The organism is Hasllibacter sp. MH4015 (genome assembly GCF_020177575.1).
Classification (GTDB): Bacteria; Pseudomonadota; Alphaproteobacteria; order Rhodobacterales; family Rhodobacteraceae; genus Gymnodinialimonas.
Map to the genome: position 1 here is coordinate 1,638,588 of NZ_JAHTBK010000001.1, position 21,101 is coordinate 1,659,688.

General features: G+C 64.8%; 21 protein-coding genes and 2 tRNA genes. 9 read left to right on the forward strand and 14 right to left on the reverse strand.

The window, feature by feature from the left end; genetic code table 11:
* Positions 1 to 10: 10 nt before the first annotated feature.
* On the reverse strand, positions 11 to 445 hold the full coding sequence (locus KUW62_RS08530) for an Lrp/AsnC family transcriptional regulator (protein WP_224817074.1): 435 nt from the start codon (positions 443 to 445) through the stop codon (positions 11 to 13).
* A gap of 120 nt (positions 446 to 565) precedes the next feature.
* Here KUW62_RS08530 and rocF point away from each other — a divergent pair, with 120 nt between their 5' ends.
* Both rocF and KUW62_RS08540 read left to right on the forward strand, forming a co-directional pair.
* Positions 566 to 1,504 (forward strand): arginase, encoded by a 939-nt coding sequence (gene rocF, locus KUW62_RS08535; RefSeq protein WP_224815065.1) that lies wholly within the window; start codon positions 566 to 568, stop codon positions 1,502 to 1,504.
* Positions 1,501 to 2,559 carry an ornithine cyclodeaminase gene (locus KUW62_RS08540; RefSeq protein WP_224815066.1) on the forward strand — a complete coding sequence of 353 codons (1,059 nt, stop codon included), beginning with the start codon at positions 1,501 to 1,503 and terminating at the stop codon, positions 2,557 to 2,559. The genes rocF and KUW62_RS08540 overlap by 4 nt, the downstream gene beginning before the upstream one ends.
* Before the next feature lie 52 nt (positions 2,560 to 2,611).
* Here KUW62_RS08540 and KUW62_RS08545 read toward each other — a convergent pair whose 3' ends face one another.
* The gene (locus KUW62_RS08545; protein WP_224815067.1) at positions 2,612 to 2,875 is read right to left on the reverse strand and encodes an usg protein; all 264 of its coding nucleotides are present in this window, start codon (positions 2,873 to 2,875) and stop codon (positions 2,612 to 2,614) included.
* A 195-nt stretch (positions 2,876 to 3,070) separates the two neighbouring features.
* On the opposite strand from KUW62_RS08545, the gene gyrA reads away from it, so the two are divergent.
* From gyrA to gluQRS, 5 genes are read left to right on the forward strand one after another with little or no spacing between them, the layout of a single operon-like run.
* Positions 3,071 to 5,842, forward strand: a complete 2,772-nt coding sequence (gene gyrA / locus KUW62_RS08550) for a DNA gyrase subunit A (RefSeq protein ID WP_224815068.1) — start codon at positions 3,071 to 3,073, stop codon at positions 5,840 to 5,842.
* Entirely contained in the window at positions 5,835 to 6,212 is a 378-nt protein-coding gene (locus tag KUW62_RS08555; RefSeq protein ID WP_224815069.1) for a DoxX family protein, read from the forward strand. Before gyrA ends, KUW62_RS08555 begins: the two co-directional genes overlap by 8 nt.
* 9 nt (positions 6,213 to 6,221) lie before the next feature.
* Positions 6,222 to 7,574: a methylenetetrahydrofolate--tRNA-(uracil(54)-C(5))-methyltransferase (FADH(2)-oxidizing) TrmFO gene (gene trmFO / locus KUW62_RS08560; protein ID WP_224815070.1), complete on the forward strand. Its 1,353-nt coding sequence runs from the start codon at positions 6,222 to 6,224 to the stop codon at positions 7,572 to 7,574.
* A gap of 38 nt (positions 7,575 to 7,612) precedes the next feature.
* Positions 7,613 to 8,209, forward strand: coding sequence for a class I SAM-dependent methyltransferase (locus tag KUW62_RS08565; RefSeq protein WP_224815071.1), 597 nt, complete (start codon positions 7,613 to 7,615; stop codon positions 8,207 to 8,209).
* Positions 8,203 to 9,048 (forward strand): tRNA glutamyl-Q(34) synthetase GluQRS, encoded by an 846-nt coding sequence (gene gluQRS, locus KUW62_RS08570; RefSeq protein ID WP_224817075.1) that lies wholly within the window; start codon positions 8,203 to 8,205, stop codon positions 9,046 to 9,048. Before KUW62_RS08565 ends, gluQRS begins: the two co-directional genes overlap by 7 nt.
* 86 nt (positions 9,049 to 9,134) lie before the next feature.
* Here gluQRS and hisI read toward each other — a convergent pair whose 3' ends face one another.
* On the reverse strand, positions 9,135 to 9,494 hold the full coding sequence (gene hisI, locus KUW62_RS08575; protein WP_224815072.1) for a phosphoribosyl-AMP cyclohydrolase: 360 nt from the start codon (positions 9,492 to 9,494) through the stop codon (positions 9,135 to 9,137).
* 66 nt (positions 9,495 to 9,560) lie between these two features.
* On the opposite strand from hisI, the gene KUW62_RS08580 reads away from it, so the two are divergent.
* Positions 9,561 to 10,013 (forward strand): iron-sulfur cluster assembly scaffold protein, encoded by a 453-nt coding sequence (locus KUW62_RS08580; RefSeq protein WP_224815073.1) that lies wholly within the window; start codon positions 9,561 to 9,563, stop codon positions 10,011 to 10,013.
* 185 nt (positions 10,014 to 10,198) lie between these two features.
* On the opposite strand, the gene KUW62_RS19040 is transcribed toward KUW62_RS08580, so the two are convergent.
* The 5 genes from KUW62_RS19040 to KUW62_RS08600 all read right to left on the reverse strand — a co-directional run bounded on the left by KUW62_RS19040 (position 10,199) and on the right by KUW62_RS08600 (position 16,122).
* The gene (locus KUW62_RS19040) at positions 10,199 to 10,321 is read right to left on the reverse strand and encodes a hypothetical protein (RefSeq protein WP_255598759.1); all 123 of its coding nucleotides are present in this window, start codon (positions 10,319 to 10,321) and stop codon (positions 10,199 to 10,201) included.
* Positions 10,322 to 10,441: 120 nt separating this feature from the next.
* Positions 10,442 to 12,562 (reverse strand): ATP-dependent DNA helicase RecG, encoded by a 2,121-nt coding sequence (gene recG, locus KUW62_RS08585; protein ID WP_224815074.1) that lies wholly within the window; start codon positions 12,560 to 12,562, stop codon positions 10,442 to 10,444.
* Entirely contained in the window at positions 12,555 to 14,798 is a 2,244-nt protein-coding gene (gene ligA, locus KUW62_RS08590; RefSeq protein WP_224815075.1) for an NAD-dependent DNA ligase LigA, read from the reverse strand. Before ligA ends, recG begins: the two co-directional genes overlap by 8 nt.
* 221 nt (positions 14,799 to 15,019) lie before the next feature.
* Positions 15,020 to 15,733 (reverse strand): response regulator transcription factor CtrA, encoded by a 714-nt coding sequence (gene ctrA / locus KUW62_RS08595; RefSeq protein ID WP_224815076.1) that lies wholly within the window; start codon positions 15,731 to 15,733, stop codon positions 15,020 to 15,022.
* Positions 15,734 to 15,846: 113 nt separating this feature from the next.
* Positions 15,847 to 16,122 (reverse strand): DUF1153 domain-containing protein, encoded by a 276-nt coding sequence (locus KUW62_RS08600; protein ID WP_224815077.1) that lies wholly within the window; start codon positions 16,120 to 16,122, stop codon positions 15,847 to 15,849.
* A gap of 130 nt (positions 16,123 to 16,252) precedes the next feature.
* Here KUW62_RS08600 and mnmA point away from each other — a divergent pair, with 130 nt between their 5' ends.
* On the forward strand, positions 16,253 to 17,395 hold the full coding sequence (mnmA, locus tag KUW62_RS08605) for a tRNA 2-thiouridine(34) synthase MnmA (RefSeq protein ID WP_224815078.1): 1,143 nt from the start codon (positions 16,253 to 16,255) through the stop codon (positions 17,393 to 17,395).
* Between the two features lie 6 nt (positions 17,396 to 17,401).
* Here the strand turns inward: mnmA and KUW62_RS08610 are convergent, their stop codons facing one another.
* The 6 genes from KUW62_RS08610 to KUW62_RS08635 form a co-directional block, all read right to left on the reverse strand.
* Positions 17,402 to 18,097, reverse strand: coding sequence for a hypothetical protein (locus KUW62_RS08610; protein ID WP_224815079.1), 696 nt, complete (start codon positions 18,095 to 18,097; stop codon positions 17,402 to 17,404).
* 110 nt (positions 18,098 to 18,207) lie between these two features.
* Positions 18,208 to 18,284: transfer RNA gene (locus KUW62_RS08615), tRNA-Asp, on the reverse strand.
* A 34-nt stretch (positions 18,285 to 18,318) separates the two neighbouring features.
* Positions 18,319 to 18,395, reverse strand: a tRNA-Asp gene (locus KUW62_RS08620).
* Between the two features lie 138 nt (positions 18,396 to 18,533).
* Positions 18,534 to 19,508, reverse strand: a complete 975-nt coding sequence (locus KUW62_RS08625) for a DMT family transporter (RefSeq protein ID WP_224815080.1) — start codon at positions 19,506 to 19,508, stop codon at positions 18,534 to 18,536.
* Entirely contained in the window at positions 19,501 to 20,022 is a 522-nt protein-coding gene (locus KUW62_RS08630; RefSeq protein WP_224815081.1) for a GNAT family N-acetyltransferase, read from the reverse strand. Before KUW62_RS08630 ends, KUW62_RS08625 begins: the two co-directional genes overlap by 8 nt.
* A gap of 88 nt (positions 20,023 to 20,110) precedes the next feature.
* Positions 20,111 to 21,049 carry a pirin family protein gene (locus KUW62_RS08635; protein WP_224815082.1) on the reverse strand — a complete coding sequence of 313 codons (939 nt, stop codon included), beginning with the start codon at positions 21,047 to 21,049 and terminating at the stop codon, positions 20,111 to 20,113.
* Positions 21,050 to 21,101: the final 52 nt, after the last annotated feature.

Genomic DNA, 21,101 nt, shown 5'->3' on the forward strand with positions numbered 1-21,101 from the left:
ATCCGTCGCGTCAGGCCCGCCGCCCGCCCTTGCGCGTGTTCAGAAGCAGCGAGGTCTCCGACGTCTCAACCCCGTCGACCCGGCGAATGTCGAACAGCACGCGGTCGAAGGCTTCCAGCGTATCGGTGCCGATCTCCACGATCAGATCCCATTTGCCATTGGTCGAATGCACCTCTTTGACCGCCGCGTTGCCCGTCAGGCGATGCATCACGCGCTCCGCCCCCGGCCCGGAAATGGCAAGCATCATCAGCCCGCGCACCGGCGCGTCCATCAGGTCATGGGCCGTCTGCACCGTGAAGCCCCGGATCACTCCCGCCGTTTGCAGCTTCTCCATCCGCGCGCGCACCGTCGCCCGCGACAGTCCAAGCGCCGCCCCAAGATCGGAGAGGGACGCCCGCCCGTCGCGGCGCAAGGCCGCCAGCAGTTTCTGATCCGTATCGTCCATATCGGCGGCATAATCCGCCAATTTGTGAAAGTCACGCGCGTTTTGCGCGATCTGACGGCTTCCCGATCACCCGGACCGGACGCCAAAAAGGGCGAAACATCTATCCGGAAGGGCCTTCCCATGTCTCGAACCTGTCTTCTGATCGGCGCGCCGGTCGATAGCGGCAAAGATCGTCGCGGCTGCATCATGGGCCCCGACGCCTATCGCACCGCCGGTCTGGCAAAGACGTTGAACGATCTCGGGCAGGACGTACGCGACCTGGGCAACCTGCACCCTGCCCCGATCCGCGATGTCACCGGTCCAGCCCACCTCAAGGCGCTGCCGCAGACCGTCGCGTGGTGCGAGGCGCTGACCGACGCCGCGCGGGACGCGATGGGCCAGGGCCTGCCGATCTTCCTGGGCGGGGACCATTCGCTGTCCATGGGCTCTGTCGCGGGCGTGGCGGCGCATGCATCAGCAGTGGGGCGACCGCAATTCGTCCTGTGGCTCGACGCCCATTCGGATTTCCACACGCCGCGCACCACGACCTCGGGCAATCTGCACGGCACGCCGGTGGCCTATCTCACCGGTCAGCCCGGCTTCGATGCCTTTCCGCCCGTCCCCGCCCCGGTCCCGGCGGAGAATGTCTGCATCATGGGCCTGCGTTCCGTCGATCCGGAGGAACGCGCGGCGCTCGCCGATCTCCCCGTCGACCTCCACGACATGCGCGCGATCGACGAGACGGGCTTCGCAACCCCGCTCAGCGCATTCCTCGCGCGGGTGGCGGCGGCGGACGGCCTGCTCCATGTCTCGCTCGACGTGGATTTCCTCGACCCCTCCATCGCGCCCGCCGTCGGCACCACCGTCCCCGGCGGTGCCACGTTCCGGGAGGCACATCTGGTGATGGAAATGCTCCACGAAAGCGGCCTCGTAACCTCCCTCGACCTGGTGGAGCTGAACCCGTTTCTCGACGAACGCGGGCGCACCGCGTCGCTCATGGTGGACCTGACCGCGTCGCTCATGGGCCGCAAGGTCTTCGACCGCCCCACGCGCAGCTTCGACGGGAGGGTCGCGGCATGACCCTTCCCGAACCCTCCGCCCGCGCTTTCGTCCCCTTCGTCTCCGTCGCCAACATGATGGCGCTGATCCACCATATCGGGCTAGAACGAATGCTGGTGGAGCTTGCCGACGCGATCGAGGCTGACTTCCGCCGCTGGCCGCTGTTCGACAAGACGCCCCGCGTGGCCGCCCATTCGCCCGATGGCGTGATCGAGCTGATGCCGACCTCCGACGGCACGCAATACGGGTTCAAATACGTCAACGGCCATCCGCTGAACACGCGCGACGGGCTTCAGACCGTGACGGCATTCGGATTGCTGGCCGATGTCGATACCGGCTATCCCACCTTGTTGAGCGAGATGACGGTCCTGACCGCTTTGCGCACCGCGGCGATGTCGGCCATGGCGGCCCGCCACCTTGCCCCCAGGGACGCGCGCGTAATGGCGATGATCGGAAATGGCGCGCAATCCGAATTCCAATGCCACGCCTTCAAATCCGTCTGCGGGGTGGAGGAGGTGCGCCTCTACGACATCGACGCGGACGCGACCGCAAAGGCCGTGCGGAACCTTGCAGGCAGCGGGCTGCGCGTCATCCCCTGCGCCACGCCCGAAGACGCCGTGGAAGGCGCGCAGATCGTCACGACCTGCACCGCCGACAAGCAATGCGCCACGATCCTGACCGACAACATGGTCGGCGCGGGCGTGCACATCAACGCCATCGGCGGCGACTGCCCCGGCAAGACAGAGCTTCACCGCGACATCCTGCTGCGGTCCGACATCTTCGTGGAATACCCGCCCCAGACCCGGGTGGAGGGGGAGATCCAGGCCCTGCCAGACGACCATCCGGTGACGGAGCTTTGGCAGGTGATCGAGGGTCAGGCGACGGGCCGCCGCGATCCCCGCCAGATCACGCTGTTCGATTCGGTGGGGTTCGCGGTCGAGGATTTTTCCGCCCTGCGCTACGTGCGGGAGAAGCTGCGCGGCACGGATTTCTACGACCGGCTCGACCTGCTGGCCGACCCCGACGATCCGCGGGACCTGTTCGGGATGCTCCAGCGCGCCCGCCCCGCACCTTAGCGCGCGGGTCGCCAGAAGAACCCACCGGCTTGACGCGTGGATCCCGCGCGCCTCAGTGAACCGTGAATTCGCCCGTCACGTTGCGCCACTGCCCCGGCGCGATCACCTTGCGATGGGTGAAACGGACCGAGTGCAACGGCCCCTCGATCTCGTCATGCCAGAAGGCAATGAATTCGAACAGCTTCGGATAATCCGGGGCCAGGTCGTAGTCCTGCCATACGAAGGTATTGAGAACATTGCGATAATCCGGCATCCGGTAGATCATTTCAGCCGTGGTCAGCCCGTATCCTTGCAGCATCAGCTCGGTCTCGGTCATTTGGCACCTCTTGAATGTTGCCTCCGCTCGTTCATCCAGATTGCCGCGAAATCGGTTACTGTCAAAGAAAACAATGTGTTAGCACGCATGACTGGGCGCTGCCAAAATCCCGCCTCGGCATTGCGCCCCATATCCCGTGCGGATATAGTGAGAGCCAACAAAATATAGCGTAACGCGCAAGCGACAGGCGGACATATGACCGATACACCGGAACCCCCTGAATCCGATGGGGAAACCCGCCCCGAGCGGCCGCAATATTCCGGCCCCTCGATCGACATCTCGGCGGAGATGAAGACCTCGTTCCTCGACTACGCCATGTCGGTCATCATCTCCCGCGCGATCCCGGATCTGCGCGACGGGTTGAAACCGGTGCACCGCCGCATCCTGTTCGCGATGCACGAGACGGGGAATACCCACGACAAGTCCTACCGCAAATCCGCGCGGCCTGTGGGTGACGTGATGGGCCAATACCACCCCCACGGCGACGGCGCGATCTACGACGCGCTGGTGCGGATGGCGCAGGATTTCTCCATGTCGCTGCCCTTACTCGACGGGCAGGGCAATTTCGGTTCCATGGATGGCGATAACCCCGCTGCCATGCGTTATACCGAGGTGCGCATGGACGCGCCCGCCGCGTTCCTTTTGGCCGATATCGACAAGGAAACGGTTGATTTTCAGGACAATTACGACGGCAAGCAGCAAGAGCCGACGGTTCTGCCCGCCCGCTTCCCCAACATGCTGGTCAACGGCGCGGGCGGCATCGCGGTCGGCATGGCCACCAACATCCCGCCGCACAATCTGGGTGAGGTGATCGACGCCTGCCAGGCGCTGATCGAGAACCCCGATCTGTCCTCGGAGGAATTGATCGAATACGTCCCTGCCCCCGATTTCCCCACGGGTGGCATTATCCTTGGCCGCTCCGGCGCGCGGAAGGCGTATCTGGAAGGCCGTGGCAGCGTCATCATCCGCGCCAAGACCCGGACCGAGGAAATCCGCAAGGACCGTTACGCCATCGTCATCGACGAGATCCCCTATCAGGTGAACAAGGCCTCCATGATCGAACGCATCGCGGAGCTTGTGCGCGAGAAGAAGATCGACGGCATTTCCGGCGTGGCCGACGAATCCGACCGGATCGGCGTCCGCGTCGTGATCGAACTCAAACGCGACGCGACCCCCGAAGTGGTTCTGAACCAGCTGTTCCGCTTCACACAGATGCAGACCTCGTTCGGGTGCAACATGCTGGCGCTCAATGGCGGGCGGCCCGAGCAACTGACGCTGCGCGGGTTCCTGACCGCCTTCCTCGACTTCCGGGAAGAGGTCGTGGCCCGGCGCACCGCGTTTGAATTGCGCAAGGCCCGTGACCGCGCCCATGTGCTTTGCGGTCTGGCCGTAGCGGTGTCGAACGTGGACGAGGTCGTGCGCACGATCCGCGCCTCCGCCGATGCGCCCGAGGCGCGGCAAAAATTGATGGAACGGCGCTGGCCCGCCGAAGAAATCCTGCCCTTCATCAAGCTGATCGACGATCCGACCCATACGGCCAACGAGGACGGCACATACAACCTGTCCGAAACCCAGGCCCGTGCGATCCTTGAGCTGCGCCTGCAACGCCTAACCCAATTGGGCGTGAAAGAGGTGACGGATGAGTTGGAGGAGCTTGCAGGCAAGATCAAGGAATACCTCGCCATCCTCGCCTCGCGGGAGCGTATCCTTGCGATCATCTCCGAGGAATTGGCGGAAGTGCGCGAGAAATTCGCCGTCGACCGCCGGACGGAGATTGTCGACTGGTCCGGCGACATGGAAGACGAGGATCTGATCGAGCGCGAGGACATGGTCGTGACGATCACGCAAGGCGGCTACATCAAGCGCACACCGCTCGCCGATTTCCGGGCGCAGAAGCGCGGCGGCAAGGGCCTCAGCGGCGGGTCGATGAAAGACGATGATGTCGTCACGTCCCTTTTCGTCGCCAACACCCATACACCGCTTTTGTTCTTCACCACCTCCGGCATGGTCTACAAGCTGAAGACCTGGCGCCTGCCCCAAGGCTCCCGCTCCAGCCGCGGGAAGGCCATCGTGAATATTCTGCCCATCGAGATCGGCACGGGGATCGCCGCGATCATGCCCGTGGATAGGAATGAGGATCACTGGGACGAGTTGCAGGTCGTGTTCTGTACCGACCGCGGCACCGTCCGGCGCAACGCGCTTTCCGATTTCGCCAACGTGATGCGCAACGGCAAGATCGCCATGAAGTTCGAAGGCGACAGCGAAGGCTGGCGCATGATCAACGCGCGTATCGCCTCGAACGACGACGATGTGATGCTGGTCACGAAGCAGGGCCGCGCGATCCGCTTCCCCGCAACGGACGTGCGCGTGTTCAATTCCCGCGCCTCCACCGGCGTGCGCGGCATCAAGCTCGGCCACGATGATGAGGTCGTGTCGATGTCGATCATCCGCCATTTCGACGCGGAGGCTTCCGAACGGGCCGCCTATCTCAAGCAACGCCGCCTGATGGCCGGCGCGCCGGAGGAGGAGGTTGATCCAGACGAGGAGGAAGTGGCCGAGGGCCAGCTGTCCCAGGAACGCTACGCGGAGATGTCGGCCTCAGAGGATCTGATCCTGACCATCACCTCCGGCGGGCTTGGCAAGCTGTCTTCCAGCCACGATTACCCCGTTCGCGGACGCGGCGGTCAGGGTGTCATGGCCATGGACAAGGCGATGCGCGGCGGCACGCTCGTGGCCAGTTTCCCCGTGGATATGGACGACCAGATCATGCTTGCCACCTCCACCGGTCAAAGCATCCGGGTGCCGATTGACGGCATCTCCTTCCGCTCCCGCTCTGCCGGTGGCGTGAAGGTGTTCAACACCGGAAAAGGCGAAGAAGTGGTTTCCGTGGCCTATATCGCTGACCAAGGCGACGAAGACGCCGAGGTCATCGACGAGGGCGGGGCGCCGGACACAAGCGGTGACTGACGCGCTCGCGCTGATCGGGCGCCTTCTCCTGGCGGCGCTGATGCTGGCGGGCACCGCGCAGAAGCTGGCTTCCCCGACCGAGGCGCAGGCGCTCCTTGCGCTTGCCGCCCTGCCCGGCTGGCTCCTGTGGCCCGCCGGCCTCTTCACCACCATCGCCGGGATCGGCCTCGCCCTCGGCGTTGCCACCCGCCCCCTCGCCATCCTCGCCGCGCTCTATTGCATCGCCACCAGCGTCTTTCACGTGCTGATGGATGACCCGTGGCAAATGACGATCGCCTTCAAGAACTGGATCATCGCGGGCGGCTACCTGATGCTTGCCGCCCATGGCCCGGGCCGCTTCGCCCTTTCCCTCGGGCGTCTGAGCGCCTAAATCCCCCCCATGACAGATCTCACCATCATCGGCGGCGGCATGGCCGGGGCGGAGGCCGCGTGGCAAGCCGCAAATCAGGGCCTCAAGGTGCGTATCGTGGAGATGCGTCCGAAGGTCGAAACCTTCGCCCACCGTACTGGCCACCTCGCGGAAATGGTCTGCTCCAACTCCTTCCGTTCCGACGATGACGAACAGAACGCCGTGGGCCTTCTGCATTGGGAAATGCGCGCCGCAGACAGCATCATCATGACGACCGCCGACGCGCACAAACTGCCCGCGGGTGGCGCGCTGGCGGTGGACCGCGACCCATTTGCCGAAGCTGTCACTGCCAAGCTGTCCGCCCACCCGAATATCGAGATCACCCACGACGAAATCACCGCCCTGCCCGACAGCGGCCCGACCATCATCGCCACCGGCCCGCTCACCGGCGGCGCACTGGCCCAGGCCATCGCGGACGAAGCGGGCCAAGACAGTCTCGCGTTCTTCGACGCCATCGCCCCCATCGTCTACGCCGATAGCATCGACATGTCCGTCGCCTGGCGGCAATCGCGCTACGACAAGGGCGACACGCCGGAGGAGCGGGAGGCGTACATCAATTGCCCCATGACGAAGGATGAATACGACGCCTTCATCGACGCACTTCTCGCCGCCGACAAGACCGAGTTCAAGGAGGGGGAGACGGCCACCTATTTCGACGGCTGCCTGCCCATTGAGGTCATGGCCGAACGGGGCCGGGAGACGCTGCGCCACGGCCCGATGAAACCCGTCGGCTTGACCAATCCCCACGATCCGCAGACCAAGGCCTGGGCCGTCGTGCAGCTCCGCCGCGACAATAAGCTCGGCACGCTTTACAATATCGTGGGCTTCCAGACCAAGATGAAGTACGGCGCGCAAACCTCTGTTTTTCGTATGATTCCGGGCCTTCAAGACGCCAGTTTCGCGCGGCTCGGCGGCATCCACCGGAACACCTTCATCAATTCCCCCACGCTGCTGGATGACCAGATGCGCCTGCGCTCCAAACCCCATATCCGCTTCGCGGGCCAGATCACGGGGGTGGAAGGCTACGTCGAATCCGCCTCCATGGGCCTGCTTGCGGGCCGCTTGGCCGCCGCCGAACACCACGGGCACGTGCTGCCGCCGGTGCCCCACACCACCGCGATGGGCGCGCTCGTCACCCACATCACCGGCGGGGCGGAGGCGAAGAGCTTCCAGCCGATGAACGTAAATTTCGGCCTGTTCCCCCCCGTCGAAGGCCTCAAAGGCGGACGGCGCGGGCGCAAGGACCGCTACAAGGCCTATACCGATCGCGCCAAGGCCGATTGGCAAACGTGGCTCGCCCCGCAAGCGCAGGCCGCCGAATGATCTGGACGCAGGCCGTTTGCGCCGCCTAGGCTTCCCCCATGGCAACGTTCGACAAACCGCTCTGGCAGCCCCGCTCACCCGAAGAAACCCAGGCCATCTACCGCGACTGGGCCGCGACCTATGACGTCGATGTGCAAGGCGCGGGCTATGCCACGCCGGGCCGCCTCGCCAAGGCATTGGCCAAGGTCGCACCCGACAAAACCGTCCCGCTTCTGGATTTCGGATGCGGCACCGGCCTCTCGGGCATGGCGCTGGCGTCAGAGGGCTTCACTGCCATCGACGGCACCGACATCACGCCCGAAATGCTCGACATCGCATCCCGGACCGGCGCTTACCGTTCCACTTGGATAAGCCAACCGGGCGACGCGCCGCCTGGCGGCCATACGATCATCGCGGCCATCGGCGTCGTCAGCCTCGGTGCCGCCCCGGCGGAGACGTTGCACACGCTCATCGCCGCCTTGCCGCCGGGCGGGCTTCTGGGGTTCAGCTACAATGACGCGACCCTTGCCGATCAGACCTACATGGAGGCGCTGGCCAAGGCGCGGAACAGCGCCGATCTGATCCATGACAGCTACGGCGATCACCTGCCGGGCAAGGACATGAAGTCCTCCATCTACATCCTGCGCAAATCGTGATCACCCGCTTCGCGCCGTCGCCCACCGGGCCGCTGCATCTGGGCCATGCCTATTCGGCGCTGCTGGCCCATGACATGGCGCGGGCCGCCGGTGGGACATTCCTTCTGCGCATCGACGATCTCGATCAATCCCGGGCCCGCGCGGAATGGGAGGATCTGATTTACGAGGATCTGAGCTGGCTCGGCATAGGTTGGGACGGCCCCGTGCGCCGCCAATCGGATCATTTCGACGGATACCGGGCAGCCCTGGAAAGCCTTGCGACCCACGGCGCGGTCTATCCCTGCCGATGTTCGCGCGCCGACATCGCCGCTGCGGCCTCCGCCCCACAAGAAGGTGTGCCGGATTTCGGCCCCGACGGGCGCATCTATCCCGGCACCTGCCGGGGCCGCGCCTTTTCAGATCGGCAACCCGGCGACGCCTTGCGCTATGACCTGTCCCGCACGGTCGGACCGCCCTCCCGAATGCCGGCCTTCACGGAAACCGGCCCCCTTCATGAGGGAGAGCATGACGTGACCGCCGAGCATCTGCTGACCCGTGTGGGCGACCCGGTCCTCGCCCGGCCCGGCATGGCGGCGAGTTACCATTTCTCGGTCATTCTCGATGACGCCGAGCAGGGTGTGACCCACGTGATACGTGGCGAAGACCTGTTCGAGGCGACATTCCTGCAAAGGTTCCTACAATGGGAATTGGGATTGTCGCCACCAATCTACCACCACCATCGTCTGATCCGGGACACGTTCGGCAAGCGGCTGGCCAAGCGTGACGACGCGCGCGCAATCCGCAAGTATCGGGAGGATGGGGCGAGCCCGCAAGATGTTCGGGCAATGGTGGGCCTATGATCTCCAATCCTTAAGATTTGGTTACCAGAAAAGCCTTTTTTGTTTTCTTTTAATGACTTAACCCCTGGTTGCAAGCGCGCAACCCCTCACTCCGGCGCCATCAATTCCACCTCTTCGCCGGAGGTAACCGAGGTGAAGAAACACACCCGCCGGTTCGTGTGGCAGGCCGGGCCGGTCTGGTTCACGATCGCCAGCAGGCAGTCGCGGTCGCAATCGACCCGCAGGTCGACCAGGTCCTGCGTGTGGCCACTGGTCTCTCCCTTCACCCAGAACGCCTGCCGCGACCGGCTCCAATAGGTCACGCGTTTCGTCTCCAGGGTTTTCGCGACGGCATCGGCGTTCATCCACGCCATCATCAGAACCTCGCCGCTCCCCTTCTCTTGGGCGATGCAGGGGATCAGGCCGTTGGCGTCAAAGCGGAGTGTGGCCGGGTCGAAGGCGGTCATGGGCGCACCCTTTGCAAATCGAAAACTCACCGCTACCTATGGGCAGACGGCACGAAAGGCAAAGCGATGACGACCGACACCGATCTCATCAAGCTCTATTCCCAGCGCATCCTCGCGCTTGCGGCGGACATCCCCCACCGCACGCGGCTTGCCGACCCGCAGGCCAGCGTCAAGAAACGCGCGCCCCTCTGCGGGTCGACGGTGACGGTGGACGTGGTGATGGAGGATGGACGCATCAGCGCGTTCGGGCAGGACGTGAAGGCCTGTGCCCTTGGCCAGGCCGCTGCCGCGCTGTTGGGCCGGAACGTGATCGGACGCACCCGCGCGGAGGTCGAGGCCGCCCGCGACGCCCTGCGCGCGATGCTGAAGGACGGCGGTGATCCCCCGTCCCTGCCCTTCGCGGGATATGAGGTGCTGGAACCCGCGCGCGACTATCGCAATCGCCACGCCTCCATCATGCTTGCGCTGGACGCCACCGCCGACGCCATGGCCGAAGCCGAACGCGCCGCCTGCGCCTAGGCGCCGTCCCGAACGACCTGCCATCCAAAAAAACCGCCGCGCATCCAGGGCAGGATGGCGGCGGAGTGATGCGTATCCGTGACGCCCCGAGGCATGGGGCTATGGGCGAGGCAGATGTTCGGGCGGGGACAAGTCGCCGGAACAAGAAACCCAAGAATGGATCGCAGGCAGAACCGTGTCGGACCTCAGATGAGACCCGGAAGATGCAAGAGCGCGACCGTCATCCCGGCAAGGGCCACGACACCGGCCAAATCATACATCAGCGTGTCGCGCGACCGGGCGAGGATCTGAGTGGCTTGGCGGATCATGGGGACCTCCGGGTGTTGGTTAACGTCTTTGTTGACCCTTTGTTCTCATGTCCGGTCGCATTTGTCCAGAACTTTTTGAGAACATTCGCGAACAAACCGCGTTTGTTCTCATTTTTAGCCTTACCCTACGTCGAGCAGGCGGATGGCCTTGTCCTGCTCCATCAGCCACAGCAGAACCCGCGCTGATTGCCCCCGTGCGCCCTCCAATTCCGGGTCGCGGGCCAAGAGGGTGCGCGCGTCGGTCTGGGCCAGCGCCATCAACGCCGCCTGCCCTTCCAGATCCGCGATACGGAACCGGGGCAGACCCGATTGCGCCGTGCCGATCAGGTCGCCCGCCCCGCGGATCGCAAGATCCTCTTCGGCAATGCGGAACCCGTCCTCGGTCTCTCGCATGACCTGCAAGCGGCGTGTTGCGGTCTCTCCCATCGGGGCGCGGTAAAGGAGGAGGCATGTGGATTCCGCCGCGCCCCGCCCAACGCGCCCCCGCAATTGGTGCAATTGCGATAGGCCGAATATCTCCGCCTGTTCGATCACCATGATCGACGCGTTGGGGACGTCCACGCCGACTTCGATCACCGTTGTCGCCACAAGGACCCGCGTGTCGCCCGCCTTGAATGCGGCCATGATCGCGTTTTTCTGGGCCGACGGCATCTGGCCATGGACCAAGGCGACGGCGTCATCGCCCAAGGCGGCGCGGAGCATCTTGAACCGCTCCTCCGCCGCCGTGGCGTCGTAAACCTCCGATTCCTCGACCAGCGGGCAGACCCAATAGACTTGCCGCCCTTCCGCCAATGCCGTGCGCAGTCGATCTACCACTTCGTCCAGCCGCGCGGTGGAGATGAGCGCGGTTTTGACCGGGGTGCGCCCGGGCGGCTTTTCGTCCAGCACGCTCAGATCCATATCGCCGTATTGCGCCAGTGACAGCGTGCGCGGGATTGGCGTGGCGGTCATCACGAGGATATCCGCGGCCGCCCCCTTCTGGCTCAACCGGACCCGTTCACGCACGCCGAAGCGGTGTTGTTCATCGACAATCGCAAGGCGCAGATCGTGGAACGTGACGTCGTTCTGGAACACGGCATGGGTGCCGACGAGAATGTGGATGTCACCTTTTGCCAGTGCGGCCAGCTTCGCCCGCCGCTCCGGCCCCTTGTCCGCGCCGGTCAGGATTTCGCACACGATCCCCGCCTCATCGGCCAGCGGTTTGAGGTTCAGGTGATGCTGCCCGGCGAGGATGGAGGTCGGGGCCATCATCACGCCCTGCCCGCCCGCTTCCACCGCGATCAGCAGCGCCATGAGCGCCACGAGCGTTTTGCCGGATCCGACATCGCCTTGCAAAAGACGGTTCATCCGGTGCGGCTGCGCCATATCCTCCGCGATCTCCTCCACCGCGCGGATCTGCGCGCCGGTGGGCTTATAGGGCAGCGTCTTCAGCACCTTGTCGCGCAACGCACCGTCACCCTTGCTGACCAGACCGGGCTTGCGCCTGCGATGGGCGCGGGCGAGCGACAGGGTCAACTGGTGGGCGAAAAGCTCATCGTAGGCGAGGCGTTCGCGGGCCGGGTGGGCGCGGCTGAGATCGGCGGCACCCTTCGGCCTGTGCGCGGCCTGGAGCGCGTCGGACCAGGCGGGCCAGTCCCGCTCCCGCACCAGATCGAGGTCGATCCATTCGCCCAATATCTCCACCCGGTCCAGCGCCGATGTGACGGCCTTGTGAACCCCCTTCTGCGTCAGACCCTGGGCCAGCGGATAGACCGGCTCGAACGGTGGGATGCTCGCGGCCTCTTCCGGGGGCAGCATGTGATCGGGATGGGCCATCTGCGCGATGCCGTCGTAAAGCTCCACCTTGCCGGAGACGACACGGCGGCTTCCCGTCGGCAAAGTCCGGTCCAGATAATCGCCGCGCGCGTGGAAGAAGACCAACTGGAACGCGGTCTTGGCATCCTCCACGTCGATGCGATAGGGGCCGCGGCCCTTCGGTTTGAGATGCGCGCCCACCGTGACCTCGACCGTGGCCATCCCGGGAAGGGGAACATCCCGGATGGACTCTCGGCGTGTCCGGTCAAGCCCGCCCACGGGCAGGGTCAGGATCAGATCCTTGGGGGTTTCAACGCCGATGCCCGCGTAGCTTTTTGCGGTCTTCGGCCCGACGCCGTCCAACGCATCGAGGCTTGCAAAGAGCGGGAACAGGATCTCCGGCCGGCCCTTGGGAATATGCGCCTTCGGGCGATCTTTCTCAGCCATCGCCGATCAGATCCAGCCATTGATCTTCGTCGAGCAGTCTTACACCAAGCTCCCGCGCCTTCTTCTCCTTCGATCCCGCGCCGGGCCCCGCCACGACGATATCGGTCTTGGCCGAGACGGAGCCGGAGACTTTCGCGCCCAGGCTTTCGGCGCGCGCTTTCGCTTCCGCCCGCGTCATCTTCTCAAGGCTGCCGGTAAACACGATGGTCTGACCGGCGACCGGGCTTTCGCTCGCCCGTGCCTCGGGGGCCTGGATGTCGAGATGGGCAATCAGACGCTCGATCGAGTCCCGTTCCCGCCGTTGCTTCAATGTCGTGACCAGTGACACGGCCACGGTCGCGCCGATCCCGTCGATGCCGATCAGATCCTCCCACGCTGTCTTGGCCTCCTCGGGCGTATTGGCCCAGGCCATGTCCCGCTGCGCTTGCAGATTGGCGCGTCGGCCTTCATCAGCGGCTTGCTTGCGTTCGGCCAGGATCAGTTCCTCCGCGCGCAAGTGGGCCTGGGCGGCCTCAGCCGAGGCGTCCACCGTTTCGGCCAACGCGGTCCAGCTTGTGTAATGGCGCGCAAGATCGGCCGCGGCGACCTCCCCCACATGGCGTATGCCGAGGCCGAAAATCAGGCGCGCGAGCGGAATTCGGCGCTTGTCGTCGATGGCGTCAAACAGGTTTTCGGCCGACTTCTCCCCCCAGCCTTCGCGGTTCTTGAGCTGGTGCATCCCCTGACTGTACCGGTCGCGCAGGGTGAAGATGTCGGCGGGCTCCCTGATCCAGCCGTCGAGGTAGAACGCCTCCACCTGTTTGGCGCCCAGACCTTCGATATCGAACGCGGCGCGGGAGACGAAGTGTTTCAGCTTCTCCACCGCCTGCGCGGGGCAAATCAGGCCCCCGGTGCAGCGGCGCACGGCGTCGCCCTCTTCCCGGATGGCGGCGGATTGGCATTCGGGGCAGGTCTCGGGGAAGGCATAGGGCACCGCGTCGTCAGGCCGCTTGGAGAGGTCCACGTCGGCCACCTTCGGGATCACGTCGCCCGCGCGGTAAACCTGCACGAAATCGCCCACGCGAATGTCTTTTCCGTCCCGGATCGGCGCGCCGTTGGCGTCGCGGCCCGCGATGTAATCCTCGTTATGCAGCGTCGCGTTGGAGACGACGACACCGCCTACCGTCACCGGCGTCAGGCGCGCGACGGGGCTGATCGCGCCGGTGCGCCCGACCTGGATGTCGATGGCCTCCAACGTCGTCCAGGCCAGCTCGGCCGGGAATTTGTGGGCGATAGCCCAACGCGGCGTCGTTGAGCGCATCCCGAGGCGGCGTTGAAAGGCCAGGTCATCGACCTTGTAGACCACGCCGTCGATGTCATAACCCAGCGCCGCGCGCGCCTCCTCGATGCTGGCATAGTGGTCCAGCATCTCTTGCGCGGTCTTGCAGGTCTTCGTGGTTTCGTTGATCTGGAAGCCTATGCTCTCGAGGCGGTCCAGGGCGCCGGTCTGGGTATCGGCAAGCGGTTCGCTGACCTCCCCCCAGGCATAGGCGAAGAATTTCAGCGGGCGAGACCGCGTGATTTCAGAATCCAATTGGCGCAGCGATCCGGCGGCGGCGTTTCGGGGATTGGCGAAGGTCTTGGCGCCGGCATCCGCTTGGCGCGTGTTGAGCGCCTCAAAATCCGCATGGCTCATATAGACCTCACCGCGCACTTCGAGGATATCCGGCGCGCCGTCCAGGCTGGTTGGAATATCCGTAATCGTCCGGGCATTCGCGGTGACATTTTCGCCCACCGCCCCGTCGCCCCGTGTGGCCGCGGTGACGAGTTGGCCGTCCTCGTACCGCAGGGACAGAGACAATCCGTCGATCTTGGGCTCCGCCGTGAAGGCAAGCGGGGTATCGGTGGACAGGCCAAGATAGCGCCGGATGCCGGCCACGAAATCGCGCACGTCATCGGCATCGAAGGCGTTGGAAAGCGACAGCATCCGTTGGGAATGGGTCACTTTAGCGAATCCATCCGACGGGGGCGCGCCGACCTGATCACTGGGGCTGTCGGACCGCTTGAGCGCGGGGAAGCGCGCCTCGATCGCCGCGTTTTCACGTTTGAGCGCGTCGTATTCCGCATCGGTCAGGTCAGGTGCATCGTCCCGGTGATAAGCGGTATTCGCCTGGGCAAGCACCGCGGCCAGCTCTTTCAAGCGGGACTTGGCCTCCGCCTCCGTCAGGGCATCGGCCAGGGCCGCCGCGTCGTGCATTCTGTCTGACAAGGTCGCGCCCCCATGGCCGGTGTCGATGCCCTAGGTGATAGGATCGTGCGCCGCCCGCGTCCAGAGATGGCGGGTTCGGTGGGCCGGGTTCGGTACGGGAAAACGGCCCGGGGCAGTGACCGGGCCGTTCCAAGCGCATCAGGCTGCGTGTTCGGTGAAAGCCCCCACAGAAACCGCCGCGCCGTGGCGCTAGGGGTGGTGCGGAAGGGTCAGGCGGAGGCCGCGATGCCAAGCGGTTCGGCAGCCGGCATCGGATCACGCAACACGTAACCGCGTCCCCAGACCGTTTCGATATACGTGTCGCCGCCGGTCGCTTCGCTCAGCTTCTTGCGAAGTTTGCAGATGAACACGTCGATGATCTTCAATTCCGGTTCATCCATGCCGCCATAGAGGTGATTGAGGAACATCTCCTTGGTCAGCGTCGTGCCCTTGCGCAGACTCAGAAGCTCCAGCATTTGGTATTCCTTGCCCGTGAGGTGGACGGGCGCGCCTTCCACCTCCACCGTTTTGGCGTCGAGATTGACGGAGATGCGACCGGTCTCAATCACCGATTGGGCATGGCCCTTGGAGCGACGGATGATGGCGTGGATGCGCGCGACGAGTTCTTCGCGGTGAAACGGCTTGGTCAGGTAATCGTCGGCACCGAAGCCGAAACCCTTGAGCTTGTTTTCCGGATCGTCGAGGCCTGAAAGGATCAGGATCGGCGTCTCCACCCGTGCGGTGCGCAGGTGGCGCAGCACCTCGTGGCCGGAAACATCAGGAAGGTTCAGGTCCAGAAGGATGATGTCGTAGTCGTAGAGCTTGGCGAGATCCATCCCCTCCTCCCCCAGATCGGTGGAGTAGACGTTGAGGTTGGCGTGCTTCAACATCATCTCAATACTGCGGGACGTGGTGGGATCGTCTTCGACAAGCAGAACGCGCATCAGCTCTCTCCGGGTAAACTCTTTTGTGTTGTCGCCCACTTTTCGCCGAAATGGTTAATTACAGGTTACTGACACCGGATCGATTCACAAAAACATCCGGATTTTTTTGAGCCTTAGTCGCGAAACTGCTGCAAAGCTGTTGCTTTCAAGGCGTTTTCGCCGTGCTGGTGCACCGCGGCGCGCCACGCCTCCAACTCCTCCTCCGACAGGCTGTAGGTACGAATCGCCTCCTCCGCCGTCAGAAGCCCGTGGTCGACCGCCCGCACGACGGCCGCTTTCCGGCTGGCCACCCACCGCGAGGTGCGCGGCGATGGCAGGTCCGAGCGCGTCATGGTGGAGCCATCGGGCAAGGTGACGGCATGGGGCCCCTGGATACGTCTGATGTACATCTTGGCCTCAAATCTCGCTTGTGTTGCCGGGACCATGGAACAGGAGGCTTAAGATCGCGTAAGCAGTCCTTGAGATAGCGCGCCTTTTTCCTATATTCCGCGCTTACCCTTCCTCGTCAGGACCGATCCCATGGCGCTCGACCAAAAAAGCGGCCTCAACTCCCTTGGCTTTGCCAAATCGCCTGCGGATACGCGCGTGGTGGTGGCGATGTCAGGTGGTGTGGATTCCTCGGTCGTCGCCGCGCAATTGGCCGAAGAAGGCTATGACGTGGTGGGCGTGACTTTGCAGCTTTACGACCACGGCGCGGCCTTGGCCAAAAAGGGCGCGTGCTGCGCCGGGCGCGACATCCACGATGCCGCACGCGTGGCCGAGACGATGGATTTTCCGCACTACGTCCTCGATTACGAGAATGTGTTCCGTGACGCGGTCATCGACGAATTCGCCGACAGCTACCTTGCGGGCGCCACTCCGGTGCCATGCATCCGCTGCAACGAGCGGGTGAAGTTCAAGGATTTGCTGGCGACGGCGAAAGACCTCGATGCGGATTGCATGGCGACGGGCCATTACATTCAACGCAAGATGGGTGTGGAAAAGGCGGAGCTTTACTCCGCCGCCGATGCCGCGCGCGACCAGAGTTATTTCCTTTTCTCTACCACGCAGGAGCAACTGGATTACCTACGCTTTCCGCTTGGCCACCTGACCTCCAAGGCCGAAACCCGTGCGTTGGCCGCAAAATACGGGCTGAGCGTGGCCGACAAGCCCGACAGCCAGGATATCTGCTTCGTGCCGAATGGCGATTATGCGTCCGTCATCGAAAAGCTGCGCCCCGGTGCGGCCGATCCCGGAGAGATCGTGGATACGGACGGCAACGTCCTCGGCCAACACCGTGGTGTCATCCATTACACGATCGGGCAACGGCGCGGCCTTGGCATCGGGGGGCTGGCCGATCCGCTTTACGTGGTGAAACTCGACCCCGACACGCGCCGCGTCATCGTCGGCCCGAAAGAAGCGCTCAGCACCCGAACCGTGCCGGTGCGGGAGATCAACTGGCTGGGGGATGCACCCTTCGACAGCCGCGATGCGTGGGAGCTGGAGGTCAAGATCCGCTCCACCCGCCCGCCGCGCGCCGCGACAATCCGGCCCCTGTCCCCGACTGAGGCAGAGGTCGAACTGATCGTGGCCGAAGAAGGCGTCAGCCCCGGACAGGCCTGCGTGTTCTATTCGCCGGAAGGCGGGCGCATCTTCGGGGGCGGCTGGATTCACAGGGGCTGACGCCCTTCAGAACCCACCGCCCATCAGGAAGCTGCGAAAGGTCAGGGATTGGTGTCCGAGGGTCAGGACGATCTGGGCGCTTTCAACGTGGATCACAGTATCCGATGGACCGTGCCGTCCGGTAAGGGCATAGCCGTCCGGGCCGTAAAGCGCTTGGCGGAACGCGATATTCGCGCTTGATCCGACCTCCGCGTAATGCGCGTTCAGCGTGGCAAGCGCGGCATCCTCCGGCACGATGGCCACAACCCGCGCGTCGTCCCACACGAAAGAGCAATGCAGCCGCGCCACGGCCCCGTCGGGCCAGACATCGGGGTCGTCGGATAGGGGAAGGGCCGCACGCATCAACGCGAACATGCGCGGCTCCACGAAGCCGCGTTCCGCGAACGCCTCCCGCGTGGCGAGGCCGTACCGCCCGCACCCAAAGATCGCGCCGGGCAAGGCGCGCGCGCTGTCGGGGCCGAACGTGCCGCCGATGGCCCACAGGAACGGGTCCGGTTCGGGCGTATCCATTGGGCCGGATCGGATCAGATGGGTCGGCACGGCCTCTGACAGGGCCGCGATGAACCGATCCTCCGCCAAGAACGGCTGCCGCGCCAGATCGAGGATCGCGGCCATCGGCATGATCAGCGGGTCCGGCGCGTCCTGACCTTTAGCGGACGCCGCGGCGCAAAGGCAGAACAGGAAGGCGAATACGCGCGTCATGGGGTTGGATAGAGCGCGGCGAAGCGCCGTTGCAAGGCGCGGGACACAGATGTGATGTCAGCGCGATGCGCGCCCGCGATCCAGAGGGGTCTAGCATCTGGCATTGGAATTGGCGCGGTTGACGGGGCTCGAACCCGCGACCCCCGGCGTGACAGGCCGGTACTCTAACCAACTGAGCTACAACCGCGCATCACGCCTTGACCGTCGAAAGTGCAGGATGGTGGCGCGGTTGACGGGGCTCGAACCCGCGACCCCCGGCGTGACAGGCCGGTACTCTAACCAACTGAGCTACAACCGCTCACCCTGCACCGGACTGCTCCGGCGTGAGGGGCGGTTTAAGACCCGCCGCCTACCCCGTCAAGCGCCGTTGCGCGCCCCCGCCCGGTATTGTTGCGGATAATCCGAAACGTGGCCCCTTCGCCCGGCGCAAACCGCCTCAACCCCGCCGGATCGGACGTTCCGCCGCCGGGCCGACGCCCGCTTGCCTGCGTTCGCGCGCAAAGACATAGAGCCCGCCCCCCGCGATCAGTGCAGCACCCAGGATCGTCGCCACGCCGGGACGTTCGGCAAAGACGGTCCAGCCGATCACGATGGCGGCGGGAAGGGCGACGTATTCATAGGACGCGATGGTGGCGGCATTGCCCAAACGATAGGCTTGGCTGAGGCTATAGCCGATCGCCGCTGACATCAGGCCGAGAGTCGCGAATTTCCACCAATCCCCCGGCTCCGGCCAAATCCACGCGCGCAGCAGGAATTGCAGGCTGGGATTGTTCACGCCCTGCGCGAACCGCCCGTCGCCTACGCCAACGTAGAACAGCGCCGATACCGCGATAAATGCCACCTGGATGTAGATCGCCATGGCCGATGCCGCCGATTGCGCGCCAAGCTTCCGCGTCATGACCTGCATGCCCGCGTAACACGCCGCCGCCAGGACCGGCAGGATCAGCGCCCCGCGGGGGGCCTCCCCCCAATCGACGCCGGGGGCCATCATCACGGCCACGCCCGCCAGCCCGACCAGAATGGCGGTCAGGCGATGCCGACCGACACGCTCCCCCAGGACAGGGATCGCCAGAAGCGTGATGAAAAGCGGCGCCACGAAAAACAGCGCAACCGCCGCGCCGAGCGGCATAACCGCAAGGGCCGCGAAATAGAGCATGTTGGCCGCGACGATCAGAAGCGCCCGGATCGCGTGCAGGCCCGGCTGCGCCGTCCGCAACAGCCGCAAGCCGCCCTCGTATCGCAGAATGATCGCGGTGAAAACGACGCCGATGATCGAACGCACGAAGACCATCTGGTGCAGGGGGTAGCCGCCCGAAAGCAGCTTGATGAGCGTGTCATTGACCGAAATGCAGACCATCGCGACGAGGATAAGCACGATCGCGCGCGTGGGCGTCGGGGCCGCGTCAGCCATGGGGCAGACCCCGCAAACGGTCGACCAGTTGCGTCGCCTCCGGCCAGCCCACGATGACGGATGGTACGGCCTCGCCCAGGATCGTGTCATTGAATTCCCGCCCCTCGATACCGCCCCAGCTCCGGTAGATCCGGCGCGCCGTGCGATTGGCGCTCAGCACCTCAAGGGTCAGCGCACCGGGAATGGCGAGGATGGCCACCGCCGACATCAGCGCCCGACCCACCCCCTGGGCGCGTGCCACCGGTGCCACATGCAGATTGTCGAGATACGCACAGCCGTCCGGCCCCTCATCGAGCATGGCGGCGAACCCGATCAGGTCGTCGCGCGCATCGTGCGCCACGAAGGCGCGGCTGGTCGACAACACCCCCGGATGCCACCGCTGCTGCATATAGGTGCTGAGCCGGGAACCCAGGGCCGCCTCGGGCAAGAGGCCCGCGTAATCGCGCCGCCAATTCGCCTCGTGCAGATGCGCGATGGCGGCGAGGTCGTCTTGCATGGCGGGGCGGATGAACATGCGCGCACGCTGCCTGCGCGCGCAATCGCTGGCAAGGGCGGATAGGGCGGCCCAAGGCGCGGCGACGGGCAGGACGGCCCTGGGGCGTTTACCGCTCAGGCAGCGGAATGAATTCGCCGTTGTCGGTCGGGGGCAGTTGGAAGCGACCGTGTTGCCAATCCCCTTGGCGCCAGGCCTCTTTCGCCTCTTCGATGCGCTCCTTGGAGGAGGCGACGAAGTTCCACCAGATGTGACGAGGGCCTTCGAGCGTCTCACCGCCCAGGATCATGACGCGCGCGCCTTTCGATCCGGCCTGCATCGACACGCGGTCGCCGGGGCGGAAGACCATCATCTGCCCCCGCTCGAAGGTCTCGCCCGCAATCGTCACGTCGCCATCGAGGACGTAAGCGCCGCGATCCTCGTGATCGTCGGGCATCGGCAGTTTGGCACCGGGCTGCAATAGCGCGTCGGCGTAGAACATCTCGGACGGCGTCTTGACCGGCGCAGCCGCGCCATAGGCCGTGCCGAGGATCAGGCGAAGCTCTTTACCCTCCCCCTCCAGAAACGGCAGATCGGCCTTTGCGGCATGGACGAAATCGGGCGCACCGTCTTCGGCATCCTTGGGCAGGGCGATCCAGGTCTGAATGCCCGAAAGGCGATAGGGTTCGTTCAGCATATCGCCGTCGATCCGCTCGGAATGGGTGATCCCACGGCCCGCCGTCATCAGGTTCACCGCGCCCGGCTCAATCCATTGATCCGTGCCGAGGCTGTCGCGGTGGTGAAACTTGCCCTCGTAAAGGTAGGTCACAGTCGAGAGGCCGATATGGGGGTGCGGACGGATGTCGACCCCCTGGCCCGTCAGGAATTCCGCCGGACCCATCTGGTCGAAGAAGATGAAGGGGCCGACCATCTGCCGCTTGGGCGCAGGTAGGGCGCGGCGGACCTCGAAATCGCCAAGATCGCGAGCCCGCGGCACGATCACGGTCTCGATCGCGTCCACGGCGTCACCGGTCGGGCATTCGGGGTCGAGGGCGGGGTTCCAGCTCATGTCACGCGGCTCCTTGTGGGCTTGGGACTGAACCAGAGATAGCGGTCAGGCC

Coding starts and splice junctions, on each gene's coding strand:
- KUW62_RS08530 (WP_224817074.1), bottom strand. CDS start 445: ATGGACGATACGGATCAGAAACTGCTGGCGGCCTTGCGCCGCGACGGG.
- rocF (WP_224815065.1), top strand. CDS start 566: ATGTCTCGAACCTGTCTTCTGATCGGCGCGCCGGTCGATAGCGGCAAA.
- KUW62_RS08540 (WP_224815066.1), top strand. CDS start 1,501: ATGACCCTTCCCGAACCCTCCGCCCGCGCTTTCGTCCCCTTCGTCTCC.
- KUW62_RS08545 (WP_224815067.1), bottom strand. CDS start 2,875: ATGACCGAGACCGAGCTGATGCTGCAAGGATACGGGCTGACCACGGCT.
- gyrA (WP_224815068.1), top strand. CDS start 3,071: ATGACCGATACACCGGAACCCCCTGAATCCGATGGGGAAACCCGCCCC.
- trmFO (WP_224815070.1), top strand. CDS start 6,222: ATGACAGATCTCACCATCATCGGCGGCGGCATGGCCGGGGCGGAGGCC.
- KUW62_RS08565 (WP_224815071.1), top strand. CDS start 7,613: ATGGCAACGTTCGACAAACCGCTCTGGCAGCCCCGCTCACCCGAAGAA.
- hisI (WP_224815072.1), bottom strand. CDS start 9,494: ATGACCGCCTTCGACCCGGCCACACTCCGCTTTGACGCCAACGGCCTG.
- KUW62_RS08580 (WP_224815073.1), top strand. CDS start 9,561: ATGACGACCGACACCGATCTCATCAAGCTCTATTCCCAGCGCATCCTC.
- KUW62_RS19040 (WP_255598759.1), bottom strand. CDS start 10,321: ATGATCCGCCAAGCCACTCAGATCCTCGCCCGGTCGCGCGACACGCTG.
- recG (WP_224815074.1), bottom strand. CDS start 12,562: ATGGCTGAGAAAGATCGCCCGAAGGCGCATATTCCCAAGGGCCGGCCG.
- ligA (WP_224815075.1), bottom strand. CDS start 14,798: ATGCACGACGCGGCGGCCCTGGCCGATGCCCTGACGGAGGCGGAGGCC.
- ctrA (WP_224815076.1), bottom strand. CDS start 15,733: ATGCGCGTTCTGCTTGTCGAAGACGATCCCACCACGTCCCGCAGTATT.
- KUW62_RS08600 (WP_224815077.1), bottom strand. CDS start 16,122: ATGTACATCAGACGTATCCAGGGGCCCCATGCCGTCACCTTGCCCGAT.
- mnmA (WP_224815078.1), top strand. CDS start 16,253: ATGGCGCTCGACCAAAAAAGCGGCCTCAACTCCCTTGGCTTTGCCAAA.
- KUW62_RS08610 (WP_224815079.1), bottom strand. CDS start 18,097: ATGACGCGCGTATTCGCCTTCCTGTTCTGCCTTTGCGCCGCGGCGTCC.
- KUW62_RS08625 (WP_224815080.1), bottom strand. CDS start 19,508: ATGGCTGACGCGGCCCCGACGCCCACGCGCGCGATCGTGCTTATCCTC.
- KUW62_RS08630 (WP_224815081.1), bottom strand. CDS start 20,022: ATGTTCATCCGCCCCGCCATGCAAGACGACCTCGCCGCCATCGCGCAT.
- KUW62_RS08635 (WP_224815082.1), bottom strand. CDS start 21,049: ATGAGCTGGAACCCCGCCCTCGACCCCGAATGCCCGACCGGTGACGCC.